Raw genomic sequence first — 12,268 nt, forward strand, 5'->3', positions numbered from 1 at the left:
AAGAGGGCTATTGACTTCTATGCTCAGGAAACAGCATTTCCCATAAGCCATTAAGTCCCGGAAAGCCAAATACCCACCAAGGCTTGCCGGACACTTAATTCAGTCCCGCAGAAGAGATAAGGATATTGTCAAGCTCAGTGCAATACCCTTTTTTCAGGAACCTCTGCCACGTTACCCTGAGATTCTCCCTGACGGCTCACCTCATTGATCCCTGCATCAAACATCACTTTAGCCACTTCAAGGTGGGCGCCTTGCAGGAAGGATTTTGCTTCTTCAGAAAACGTTAACGTCAGAAGCGGCTCTTCATCATCACTCCGTCTCAGAACGATTTCACCATCAGATAACTCAACAATCTCCAAAAATGCAGCCGCCATAACAACATAACCTACTGATTTATAACATTGGGTCGCATTGTGCAGGAAGGTTTGCATTCTTTCAAGAAAGCCGTCTATTGCGGAAAATCAGTCAGTGGTTCAAAGATCGGGGCGTGAGAAAAGCAAGAGCGGTTATTCCCTTTGCCCCCCCAACGACTGCCGGGTATTACCATTCAAAACTATAATTTCTGGCATAAGCCACCAGTTCAGACAGAGAATCCATAACATCCCGGGCACTTTCACCAGCAGGTAGCACATCCGGCGTTAAATCCTTCAGGAATATTTCGCTGGTTTTGGCCGTAGAGGGCACCATGGCCTGACGCAGTGCACTATTCTCATCAGCGGAATTAATGAGCTGTAAAAAGCCGGATTGATGCTCAAGCTGCCTGATATAGTCAAGCTCTGACGAATGCTGGCCACTCTCCTGAACCAGTGACACAGCCTCATTCAAATCAAAAGGTAGCACCTTGACATTCACCTGGTAACTTTCAAGCACTTCTGCCAATAAGGACCGGTAAGCCGTAGCCAGACTGATAATACTGGCCTCACGAAAAACCTGAACCTCACCACCCTCACTGGCCTCCCATGCCTTCAGATAGGTTCTGGCATGATACAGCATTTTATTGGTGACCCGTTGCCACTGGCCTGACATAGCTAAATCCCCATAGCCTGACCCGATTCCCGCTTATCTCGGCTACTGACTATCCAGTCAGCAGTGAGATAAGCCAGGAAAAGGGCATTTCGACACATTACCGGTTACGCTTTCTTGGAAGCAGCCTTGCTTTTCTTCTTGGTGTTTTTCTCCAGCCACCGCCCTTCCTCAAAGGTGGCACTCCATCCAGTGGCCTTGCCATCAACCTCACTCATTACATATTGCTGCTTGGTTTTACGGCTAAAACGAATAACGGCAGGATTACCTTCAGGGTCTGCTCTTGGTGCATCCAGGAGATAATTGTATTTACTGTCAATTTCTGCCTGATGGGGGAGTAGTTCAGAAACCAGAGGCGCCCGGGTCTCTCTGTTTTTAGGGAATTGACTGGCCGCCAAAAACAACCCTGAGGCACCATCGCGGAGGATATAGTGGTCTTCAACCTTAACGCACTTCAGCTCAGGCATGGGCACCGGATCCATCTTGGGAGGAGCAGGCTCACCATTTTTAAGCAGCTTACGGGTATTTTTACACTCTGAGTCAGTACAACCAAAGTATTTTCCGAAGCGCCCGGTTTTCAACTGCATTTCAGAGCCACACTTATCACATTCCAGAACCGGCCCGTCATAACCCTTGAGCTTGAACTGCCCTTCCTCCACTTCATAGCCCGGACAGTCAGGGTTATTTCCGCAGATATGCAGCTTACGCTGTTCATCAATCAGATAGCTTTCCATCGCGGTTGAGCATTTCGGACAGCGATGCATAGCCCTGAGTTCATTCACCTCCACAAACTCATCATCACTCTCGATTTCCTCTCCGGGAACCAGGTTAATGGTTGTTTTACAGCGTTCCTTTGGTGGCAAGGCATAACCGGAACAGCCCAGAAATACGCCAGTACTGGCAGTCCTGATCATCATGTCCCTGCCACAGGTCGGGCATTTTATATCCGTAGGCGAAGGTTCATTGGCCCGCATGCCATGGGTGTCAGACTCTGCCTGCTCAAGCCGGGTACTGAAATCAGCATAAAACTCATTCAGTACCGTTTTCCAGTTGGTCCGGCCTTCTGCAATAGCATCCAGTGCCTCTTCCATCTTGGCCGTAAAATTGAAATCCATCAGATCATTAAAGGACTCCACCAGTCTGTCAGTGACAATATCCCCCATCTTTTCGGCATAAAAACGACGGTTCTTCACAGAAACATAGCCACGATCCTGAATGGTAGAAATGATTGAGGCGTAGGTGGAGGGCCTACCAATACCACACTTTTCCAACTCCTTAACCAGGGCTGCCTCACTGAAGCGAGCCGGAGGACGGGTAAACAACTGCCTGGGATCAAGCGCGTTCAAAGATAGGCTATCACCCATAGACAAATCAGGCAGAATGGTGTCATCGCCTTTTCTTGAAATAGGCGTCATCACCCGGGTATAACCATCAAACTTAAGGGTTCTGCCTTTTGCTCTCAACTGATAATCATCAACATTGATGGTCAGGGTAGTGCTCAGGTATTCTGCCGGCGTCATCTGACAGGCGACAAATTGACGCCAAATCAGATCATAAAGTCGTTCAGTATCCCGCTCCACAGCCGAGATATCTGCGGGCAGCAGTTTAACATTGGAGGGTCGTATAGCCTCATGCGCCTCCTGAGCCCCCTCTTTACTGGAGTACACTGTGGCAGACTCTGGCAAATAGGCACTCCCATACTCATCAGAGATAAATTCCCGGACACTTTCCAACGCCTCGGCACTGAGGTTAGTGGAGTCTGTACGCATGTAAGTAATATGGCCTGCCTCATACAGACGTTGTGCCATCATCATGGTTTTCTTGACACTGAATCCCAGTCGGGTACTGGCAGCCTGCTGAAGGGTAGAAGTAATAAATGGTGCAGAAGACTTGCTTCTGGTGGGTTTATCTTCCCTGTTGCTGATCTGGTATTCGCTTCCCCGAAGCTTTGACAGTACCACATCAATGGATGCCTGACTGGTGGGACGGAAGGCTTTTCCTGCCTCTTTCACCAGTTGAAAACAGATATCAGCCCCTGCCGGGGTTAGCAGGTTAGCATATAGCTCCCAATACTCCTCAGGCACAAAACGGCGGATTTCCCGTTCACGCTCAACAATAAGCCGCACAGCAACGGACTGAACCCGCCCCGCAGAAAGCCCACGGGCTATTTTAGCCCACAGCAGGGGGGATACCATATAACCAACCACCCGGTCCAGAAAGCGCCGGGCCTGCTGGGCATTAACCCGATCCTGGTTGAGGTTGCCGGGTTTTTCAAAGGCTGCCTGAATGGCATTACGGGTGATTTCATTAAAGACCACCCTGCGAAACCGCCCACTGTCCCCACCAATGGATTCCTGGAGATGCCAGGCAATGGCCTCTCCCTCTCTGTCCAAGTCGGTGGCGAGATAAATAGTATCCGCCGAGGTGGCCAGGCGCCGCAACTCATCTACGACTTTTTCCTTGCCAGGCAAGATCTCATAGTTAGCAGACCAGCCGTTGTCAGGGTTTATACCCATCCTCTCAATCAGCTGTGCCCGGGCTTTCTCTTTTTTCCGCTGGGCACGCACCTCCGGCGGAAGCTTACGAGACTCCGCTGCAGCTTTGGCCCGGGCCTTGGGATCCACTGGTTTCTTTGCCCTACCAGCCGTGGGCAAATCTCTGATATGCCCCACACTGGATTTAACAACAAAGTTACTGCCCAGATACTTGTTGATGGTTTTCGCCTTGGCAGGCGACTCGACGATAACTAGCGATTTACCCATGCTGCCTTACACGTCCTGTAATCTGTTCCATTGCACTGGGCATAGCCAAAAGCCCAGCATTTTTAGGCACTTACCTGTTACTGCACTTCTGACTATCCTGCCAGCACAAGAAAAGCCGGGATAGAAATTGCTTCAATATATAAGGTGAAGAAAATAATCGGTCAAGAAAAACTATTGTTTAATTTTTTCTGGACTCATCACAAATAGTGGATTTTTCCCCGGTAATCCTGCCTATATCCTGACATTTGCAAAAAATCAAGAACAAAGCAGTAGGCTACATACTACAAAAGCCTTACCACCGTTAAACAAGTATTTTGACTCACCGAAATCCTCTCACAGCCTTAACCGGACTTCTTGACAAATTTGGTTAAAATAACAATCTGCTGGCCATTAACCCGCCCTTCAATATGCTCCGAATTATTTGCCACCAGAGAGATCCCTCTAACAGCTGTACCTCGTTTTGCGGTAAAGCCCGCCCCCTTAACATTCAAGTCCTTAGTTAGGGTAACCGTATCTCCAGCTTCCAGTACAGCGCCATTGCTATCAATATGCCTAACTGTATCTTCAGAATCACGGAGCAGACCAGCTTCAGCCCAGGCCAGGGTCTCATCATCCAGATATAACATAGCCAAAAGATTCCGGGACCACTCTTCAGCACTCAATTGTTTCAGCATGCGCCAGACAACCACCTGTACCGCCGGAACCTGACTCCACATACTATCGTTCAAACAACGCCAGTGATTACTGTCCGCTTTTTCAGGTTGCCCTATCTGATCCAGGCAGGTCTTGCATACCAGCACAGCATCATCAGCCTTGCCTGATGAGCGCGGTGGCACCTCATAGACGTCAAGATGATCGGTGGCATTACAAAGCTCACATTTAGAGTCACTGCGATCATGCAAAATAGTTTCAATGGCCATTTAAAATACTCACATCATATCGGTAATAAAACGTCAAACACTAACCCGGATATTTTATACACTACCCCGAGCATTACGCGGGGCAGTGTATAAAATATCCTGACTAAAACCAAAACTTGCATAACGCCCCGAATTATGGATAATTCAAGGCCATCGGAGCGTAGCGCAGCCTGGTAGCGCACCACAATGGGGTTGTGGGGGTCGGAGGTTCAAATCCTCTCGCTCCGACCATTATTAAACGACTATAAAAACCATTTCACACTTCTTTCTTCTTCCCATTTACCGTACAACCACCCAGACTATATATCAGACTAATGCCCTCTGATCACCTCCTATTATTATACTCAAACAACAGAGACACAGAGTTTTTATACCTTAAAAAACCTCTGCGCCCTATGCTAAACAAAACACCTTTTCCGGCGCCCCTCTCGCCGGGAATAAGATAAAACCAAGCCTTTTTAAAGATTTTAAAAAGGCTAGGGGTATACACTCACTTCAAACTTAAGCAACTGACAGAATCTGTTTTAAATCCTGTTCAACCGTTGAGGTCATTTTCAACTGGAATTTCTCAGTGAGAGTATCCAGCAAGTTCTCGGTAAGGAAAGCCGGAGGCGTTGGACCGGTATAAATATTTTTTACGCCCAGAGCCAGCAAGGTTAATAAAATAACTATTGCTTTTTGTTCAAACCATGAAAGTACCAGGGTCAAGGGAAGCTCATTAATATCGCAATCAAACTCGGCCGCCAGAGCCAAAGCCAGCTGAATGGCGGAATATGCATCATTACACTGACCAATATCCAGCAGCCGTGGAATACCACCAATGTCGCCAAAATCCAGTTTATTAAATTTATATTTACCGCAGGCCAGCGTCAGGATCACACTGTCTTTAGGCACAGCTTCGGCCATATCCCTGAAATAAGCACGTTCAGCCTTGTCACCATCACAGCCGCCAATCAGGAAAAAGTGCTTGATATCGCCGGACTTTACTTTTTCTATCACGGCAGGTGCCGCCTGCATCAGGGCATTACGGGCAAAACCCGTGGTGATATAGTGAGGTATGTCATCCTGTTCAAAGCCCGGCAATGCCAGTGCTTTATCGATGACCCGGGTGAAATCATGCCCCTCGATATGTTGAACACCAGGCCATCCCACACTATTGCAGGTAAATATCCGATCCCCATAATTTCCAATGGTGGGATCAATAATGCAGTTTGAGGTCATCACAATAGCACCGGGAAACTGTGCAAACTCACGCTGCTGGTTTTGCCAGGCACTACCGTAATTACCTACCAGATGAGGGTATTTTTTTAGTTGAGGGTAAGCATGGGCAGGCAACATCTCCCCGTTAGTGTATACATTAATTCCCTTCCCTTCGGTCTGTTTGAGAATAGATTCCAGGTCAATCAAATCATGGCCTGAAACCAAAATCGCTTTTCCGGCTACCGAACGGGTATTAACCCGGGTTGGCTCCGGATCACCAAAGGTTTCTGTTTCCCCTTTATCCAGCATTTCCATAATGCGGTAATTGAACAATCCAATGGACATGGCATTATCAAGCAGAGCCTGAATCTCTTGTGGATCTGAACCCAACCAGGCCATATGCCTGTGAAACTCGGCATAAATCACATCATCACGCTCTCCAAGCACCCTGGCATGCTCCATATAAGCCGCTGCCCCTTTGAGGGCATAGAGATTGAGCAGGCGCAAACCGATAACATCCTCACCCACGGTATCTTTTCCCCGGTTGGGCAGTAACTCCGGTGCCTGAAACAGTAAACCCGCCTTATCTTTAGCCAGTGAAAACGAAGCGGGACCCATTAAAACTTCAGGCTGACGACCATTGGCAGCACACTTGTTTTCATACGCTGCCCGAAGCCAGTCCCTGGCTTGCTCTGCCTCCCGGGCAAGTTGAACAATCCGGTGATCATCAAAGTTAACATTGGTTAATGTGGCAAAAAACGCCTGGGGTACAAACGCATCAAGATCCGGGTTAATGATCCCTTCTTCTCTGGCAACCAGGGCGTAGGCAGAGACTCCCTGAAGCATGTAGATCAGCACATCCTGCAAATCAGATGTCACTGCATTTTTCCCACACAGGCCACGAACATATGCACAGCCATTACCGGCAGGGGTTCGAATAGTTTGCTCACACTGGATGCAGAACATAATTCATCACTCATATTAAGATGCATAAAATATGCATCTTAATATAAAGAGAAATAGTTCCTTTACCCAGGATTCCACTGGCTAAAGCCATAAACTATTGACTCAGATCAACTTGCAAAAGCAATCTATTTACCAGGACAATCAAAGCAACCACCTAACACCCTGATAACCAGCCCATGTCCCTACCAAACAAATAATGACGCTTATTACAATATAAACGACAGCCTCTGGTAAATGGTTGGACTGAATAAGCCGGAAACTATCCAGGGAAAAAGTCGAAAAGGTAGTTAAGGCACCAAGAAAACCGGTAATAGCCAGATTTTTCCATACAGGTGGTAACATGGCCTTTTCAACCAGGCAGTACCAGCCAATTCCTATAAGCACAGATCCCAGAACATTGACGGTTAAAGTGGGTAAGGGATAGAGGTGACTGTTCCCGGATACCGCAAAACGGCCATAAATAAAAGAACGCAACAGTGCACCCAGTGCACCACCCATAGCAACAGCAAGATAATTTATCATAAGTAACTCGGGGAGCCGTCCCCAACACCTGACAGAAAGCATCAAGAACGCTGAAACGGCAACACAATAAATCAGGAGACATATCAATGTCCCATGCAAACCACTGTTTATCAGTTTAAAAAAAGGATAAAAACATAATTATACCTGATCCAGCTCCAGACTTAACCCGACAGATCATTGAAAGAGTTTTGAAGGCAATGACCGGGATCGTTATCCCAAGCCTTAAAAAATAATATTGATAATCATTATCATTTGATTATAATTCAATCATTGATTGTTCAGTCAAACCACGCCCTACTATCAAACGGCAGTGGTCATATTTATTCATAAGCAGTCCACAAAAGTCTGCTACTTAATACTATGAGACCCCGTATGGAACGCAAAGAAGAAGCTGCCTTTGACGCCCGATCACTAATGCTCAAAGAATACAGCGGCATTCTTTCAACACACTCTCATGATGTGCCCGGCTACCCTTTTGGCTCCGTAATGCCTTATTGCCTTGATAAGGAAGGATGCCCCTTAATACTAATCAGCCGAATTGCCCAGCACACCAAAAACATCCAGGAAAACCCGAGGGTTTCATTAATCATCACAGAAAGCCATGTTGATGATGCCCACCTGGGCGCTCGACTGACCTGGATTGGAGATGCCGAGCTGATCGAAGACCACAGCGAGATAGCAAAGCGTTATTACTCTTTCTTTCCCCAATCACAGGATTACCATAAAACCCACCGCTTTGATTTCTATCGGATCAACCTGGTTAGGGCGCGCTATATTGGCGGTTTTGGTAAAATTTTCTGGATCAAGAATGAGCTTTTAACCAAAGTTAATCCATTTGTTGGTGAAACTGAAACCAATATGATTAAGCATATGAATGAAGATCATATTGATGCCATGGTCAAATATTGCAAGGCTGCCAATATTGAATTACCGGAAGGTATTGAACCTCGTATGGCCGGTATCAATAGTGAAGGCATACATCTATTGATTGACAGGAAACTTGTTTTTATCCGATTTTCCAATGAAGTCCAACAGCCAGTAGAAGTCCGACAGCAATTGGTGGCAATGGCAAAAATAGCCTGACTCGTCGACCCAGAAATCTCCCGCTTTCAAACGGCCCCTAGCAGTTCACAACCAGGGGGCATTTCTGTGAAGGATGCTCAGTTATACTCACCTGAATATTAAAAACCTTTTCGATGATACCCGGTGTTAGCACCTCGAAAGGCTTGCCTTCTGCAACCAGTTGTCCCTGCTGGAGAATAATAATCCTGTCCGCATACCGGGCAGCCAGATTCAGGTCATGGAGAATTACAAGCACCCCCAAACCTGCATCCGCCTGCGCCCGGGCCACCCTCAAAGTCTGCTGTTGATGGGCGGGGTCCAGGGTCGATGTGGGTTCATCCAGCAATAGATATCTCGGACCCAGAGGACACTCATCCCATATCTGGCACAGCACCCTGGCCATATGAACCCGCTGTCTTTCACCCCCTGACAGGGTGGTATACAGCCGGTTTCTTAGCTCCAGGCAATCCACTTTCTCCAGTGCTTGCCGGGCAATGATACGGTTGCTTTGATGATCTGTTGCACAGGGAATTCGTCCTAATAACACCACCTCTTCAACGGTAAATGGAAAACTGAGAGAAGAGGATTGAGGCAATACTCCCATCATCAGCGCCTTTTCCGCCTGAGACCATTGTTTGCGGCCATTTAGAATGACTTCACCGGCAACTATTTTACGGTCTCCGGTAATCGCCTTCATTAATGTGCTTTTTCCTGCACCATTAGGCCCAAGGATAGCAACAACTTCTCCCGTAGAGATAGTGAGACTGACAGAGTCCAGCAGCGTTTTATTACCCGCCTGAACACTGACGTTTATTAAGCTGAGTTTATTATCCATATCAGGCTATCCGCTGGCGTTGCTGCCAAAGCATCGACATAAAGAAAGGGGCTCCCATTAACGCAGTAACGATACCAATAGGCAGTTCTGCCGGAGCCACAATGACCCTTGCAACCATATCAGCCATCACCAGCAAAATACCGCCCAGCATCGCTGATGCTGGCAATAGCACCCGGTGATCCGGCCCTGCCAGCAACCGGATAAGGTGGGGAACAACGAGTCCTACAAAACCGATCATGCCACTAACAGAAACAGAAACGCCCACAGCAATAGCAGAGAGAGTAATAAGCTCAAGTTTAACCCGCTGGACATTAATACCCAGATGGCGGGCTTCCGACTCACCCAATAGCAAGGCATTAATGGTCTGCCCATAACCACACAACAACAGGATAACAGGCAACAGAATAACAACACAGGTAAGAACCAGACTCCAGGTGGCTCCACCAATACTTCCCATTTGCCAGTAGGTTAAACTACGCAAACTGATATCATCGGTAATATACGTCAATACTCCTATACTCGCCCCAACCAAGGCATTAATCGCAACACCGGCCAGTAACATGGTGGCAACAGATGTACCATTACCTGTTGTTCCGGTTTGGTAGACCAGCCAGGTAGCGGCAATACCGCCAATAAAAGCAAACAGGGAAATGCTAACACTTTGCAAAAAACCATCGGTGGCACCCGCAAATAAAGTAGAACCCAGTACAATTGCGACACTGGCCCCTAACGCCGAACCACTGGCAACACCAATAATACTGGGATCCGCCAGGGGATTGCGAAACAACCCCTGCATGGAGGCTCCAGCGATAGCCAAAGAGCCACCCACTATAAGGCCAGTCAATGTACGGGGTAACCGAATGGATTCAATAATAAGGGCAAGCGATTCATTACCAGGGCCATGTATAAACCCCAGGTGCTCAAAAAGTACCCCCAGAATATCACAGGGAGAAATGGAAACCGGTCCAGTACCCACTGAGACCACCACCACAGCCGACAATACAATGGCTAGTCCAATTAATAATAACATCGAACGACGACTACGACTCATTAATCACTCCGGCTAATAGAGGTTGCAATAAGAATCAACCTTATAACAACAGAACTTAAAAGCCTGTTTCAAAAATTGACCGTAAGGTTACTTAAGCAAAAGTATATATTCAACAAGATAAATATAAATTGTTTGTATTTTTATCATTATCACTCGAAAGGTGTATTGGCCTCACTTCTTACAGCAATTTATAATGGGTATTAAAAAACTCAAGTCCCTGGAAAGTTGCTAATAAACCACACTCATCTATATTTCCACAGCAATTCCCGCAAACCAGATTCCGGCTGGCACATTTTCAGTTAATTAAAAATGATTTTATCGCGGATGAACAGAGCCAGACTGCTGCTATATCGGCAGTCGGTTTTAATGACAGGTAACACAGGTCACAGGGCTAACATCAACGCTCTATGTCGTATCGACAGTCAGCAACTTCAAGCTCACACTTCGCCCTTCAATGATAGCTGTAAATACGTCTGTCCAGTTATCAATGCAGAACCAGTCAAACAGCCCTCGTATGGCATGCCAGAATGCCTTTTTAGACTTTTTTATCTTGAGCGCTTCCTGGAAGAGCTTGCAAGACAGTTGTTCTATCTGGTTGATGAGGAAGGCCGTAAAAGTCAGGCATGCCAGATTGCTGGCCAGATGCTGCTTTCCGTGCCCGTAATTGTGTTCGAGATGGTAGCCCTGTGTTTTCAGTGTATTGAACGTTTCGTTTTCAATTTTCCATTTAGCGCGTGCTCCTCGCATGAATTTATTCACGTTCTCGGCTGAAAGCTCAATGTCCGTGACCCAGGTGTTGACGTACTTCTTGTTGCCCTCTGGATCAATTTCTATATATTCGAGAAAGTTAACCAGCACATCCGGGTGTGACTTGTTAATGGGGGCACCATTCACAAACCGGAACCAGTGCGTAAACCCTTTATCATCGGTATATTCATAGCGCACCACTTTGTCTGCACAATCCAGCTCATCGACGGCCTGGTATAACGACTCATGGGTTGAATCCTTTGCCACCATAATGAAGCTATAGCCAAAGGACTTTACCAACTTGATGGTCGGTCCATCTGAGTACAGGTCATCAAAAGTCAGAACCAGTGGCAGGTGCGGATGCTCTCTGGATAAATTCGCCAATAGCCGCTTGAGCGCTACCTTCTCACAATCATTCTTTGACGCATCAACTTGTTTGATGATGGGTTCAGGCATTAAAGGTAATACTTCTTTCTTGCCCGGCTTTACCAGACAGCAGGCCAGTAACTGATGGTAGTATTGCGGATTTTTGCTGCCTGGCTTTTTTACACAACACTCAGGACAACTAATCTTCCCTGAGCAAAAGTGCCCCGTACCATCGATAGGCGCAAGATACCCTTCCTCAAAATAAGTGAACTGCTTAAGCCGCCCAGATCGTTGCACAAAGGCAAACAGGCGGGTAAAGAACTTCCTTAAATAGCGTGTTTCGATAGGGTCAATCAGATCCCTCAGATAGGTATCACTGGGGACACAGCTGACATTGTACATCGACTTTAAGTTCTTGAGCCTATCTGGGTTATTGACACAATCCTGATCAAAAGCCAGTAATGAAGGGTATTTCAGGTGCATGACTGCCAGGCCACTCATGACCGCATCATGAAGGACAATTTTGTCATGTTGGCTTTTCTTGCGAAAGTCTGGAATTTGACCCGCTTCATCAGAGACTATTTTGAGCAGTTTTTCAGCAATGGTTCTTGGTTTCGTTAGCGGCACAACATGAGCATCGTTATTATTATTGTGGTGAAATTCTACCGGATAGTCTGCGATTTTAGCAAGAGGCTACCAAGCTACAGCCCTTGTTATTAAGGGCTTTAATCAAGTCTGCGGGAATTGCTGATATTTCCACCTAGTAACACCCTTACTTACAAAACCCTGTTAACCTAACAGCAAGAAATTATAT

Annotated in this window: 10 protein-coding genes and 1 tRNA gene; 2 read left to right on the forward strand and 9 right to left on the reverse strand. The window is 46.8% G+C overall.

Annotated features, from left to right (window positions below; genetic code table 11):
* Nucleotides 1-134 precede the first annotated feature (134 nt).
* From MJ595_RS17835 to MJ595_RS17850, 4 genes are all read right to left on the reverse strand, one after another.
* Complete coding sequence (locus tag MJ595_RS17835; RefSeq protein ID WP_263079396.1) at nt 135-374, reverse strand: hypothetical protein; 240 nt, start codon at nt 372-374, stop codon at nt 135-137.
* A gap of 166 nt (nt 375-540) precedes the next feature.
* Nucleotides 541-1,026, reverse strand: a complete 486-nt coding sequence (locus tag MJ595_RS17840) for a hypothetical protein (RefSeq protein WP_263079397.1) — start codon at nt 1,024-1,026, stop codon at nt 541-543.
* Nucleotides 1,027-1,130: 104 nt separating this feature from the next.
* A complete protein-coding gene (topA, locus tag MJ595_RS17845) occupies nt 1,131-3,785 on the reverse strand; it encodes a type I DNA topoisomerase (RefSeq protein WP_263079398.1) in 2,655 nt (884 codons plus the stop codon).
* Between the two features lie 341 nt (nt 3,786-4,126).
* Complete coding sequence (locus MJ595_RS17850; RefSeq protein WP_263079399.1) at nt 4,127-4,705, reverse strand: PhnA domain-containing protein; 579 nt, start codon at nt 4,703-4,705, stop codon at nt 4,127-4,129.
* A 154-nt stretch (nt 4,706-4,859) separates the two neighbouring features.
* Between MJ595_RS17850 and MJ595_RS17855 the strand changes: the two genes are divergently transcribed.
* Nucleotides 4,860-4,936, forward strand: a tRNA-Pro gene (locus MJ595_RS17855).
* Between the two features lie 270 nt (nt 4,937-5,206).
* Here MJ595_RS17855 and hcp read toward each other — a convergent pair.
* Nucleotides 5,207-6,871, reverse strand: a complete 1,665-nt coding sequence (gene hcp / locus MJ595_RS17860; protein ID WP_263079400.1) for a hydroxylamine reductase — start codon at nt 6,869-6,871, stop codon at nt 5,207-5,209.
* A gap of 141 nt (nt 6,872-7,012) precedes the next feature.
* Complete coding sequence (gene crcB, locus MJ595_RS17865) at nt 7,013-7,393, reverse strand: fluoride efflux transporter CrcB (RefSeq protein ID WP_263079401.1); 381 nt, start codon at nt 7,391-7,393, stop codon at nt 7,013-7,015.
* A gap of 372 nt (nt 7,394-7,765) precedes the next feature.
* Between crcB and MJ595_RS17870 the strand changes: the two genes are divergently transcribed.
* Entirely contained in the window at nt 7,766-8,476 is a 711-nt protein-coding gene (locus MJ595_RS17870) for a DUF2470 domain-containing protein (protein WP_263079402.1), read from the forward strand.
* Between the two features lie 37 nt (nt 8,477-8,513).
* On the opposite strand, the gene MJ595_RS17875 is transcribed toward MJ595_RS17870, so the two are convergent.
* The 3 genes from MJ595_RS17875 to MJ595_RS17885 all read right to left on the reverse strand — a co-directional run bounded on the left by MJ595_RS17875 (nt 8,514) and on the right by MJ595_RS17885 (nt 12,081).
* Nucleotides 8,514-9,290 carry a heme ABC transporter ATP-binding protein gene (locus MJ595_RS17875; protein WP_263079403.1) on the reverse strand — a complete coding sequence of 259 codons (777 nt, stop codon included), beginning with the start codon at nt 9,288-9,290 and terminating at the stop codon, nt 8,514-8,516.
* A 1-nt stretch (nt 9,291) separates the two neighbouring features.
* Nucleotides 9,292-10,341: an iron ABC transporter permease gene (locus tag MJ595_RS17880; protein ID WP_263079404.1), complete on the reverse strand. Its 1,050-nt coding sequence runs from the start codon at nt 10,339-10,341 to the stop codon at nt 9,292-9,294.
* Nucleotides 10,342-10,746: 405 nt separating this feature from the next.
* Nucleotides 10,747-12,081 carry a transposase gene (locus MJ595_RS17885; protein WP_263078000.1) on the reverse strand — a complete coding sequence of 445 codons (1,335 nt, stop codon included), beginning with the start codon at nt 12,079-12,081 and terminating at the stop codon, nt 10,747-10,749.
* Nucleotides 12,082-12,268 lie beyond the last annotated feature (187 nt).

The organism is Endozoicomonas sp. Mp262, assembly GCF_025643335.1.
GTDB lineage: Bacteria > Pseudomonadota > Gammaproteobacteria > Pseudomonadales > Endozoicomonadaceae > Endonucleibacter.

What these genes read in the sequence shown, in the direction of transcription:
- MJ595_RS17835 (WP_263079396.1), bottom strand. Translation starts at nt 374, where the DNA reads ATGGCGGCTGCATTTTTGGAGATTGTTGAGTTATCTGATGGTGAAATC.
- MJ595_RS17840 (WP_263079397.1), bottom strand. Translation starts at nt 1,026, where the DNA reads ATGTCAGGCCAGTGGCAACGGGTCACCAATAAAATGCTGTATCATGCC.
- topA (WP_263079398.1), bottom strand. Translation starts at nt 3,785, where the DNA reads ATGGGTAAATCGCTAGTTATCGTCGAGTCGCCTGCCAAGGCGAAAACC.
- MJ595_RS17850 (WP_263079399.1), bottom strand. Translation starts at nt 4,705, where the DNA reads ATGGCCATTGAAACTATTTTGCATGATCGCAGTGACTCTAAATGTGAG.
- hcp (WP_263079400.1), bottom strand. Translation starts at nt 6,871, where the DNA reads ATGTTCTGCATCCAGTGTGAGCAAACTATTCGAACCCCTGCCGGTAAT.
- crcB (WP_263079401.1), bottom strand. Translation starts at nt 7,393, where the DNA reads ATGATAAATTATCTTGCTGTTGCTATGGGTGGTGCACTGGGTGCACTG.
- MJ595_RS17870 (WP_263079402.1), top strand. Translation starts at nt 7,766, where the DNA reads ATGGAACGCAAAGAAGAAGCTGCCTTTGACGCCCGATCACTAATGCTC.
- MJ595_RS17875 (WP_263079403.1), bottom strand. Translation starts at nt 9,290, where the DNA reads ATGGATAATAAACTCAGCTTAATAAACGTCAGTGTTCAGGCGGGTAAT.
- MJ595_RS17880 (WP_263079404.1), bottom strand. Translation starts at nt 10,341, where the DNA reads ATGAGTCGTAGTCGTCGTTCGATGTTATTATTAATTGGACTAGCCATT.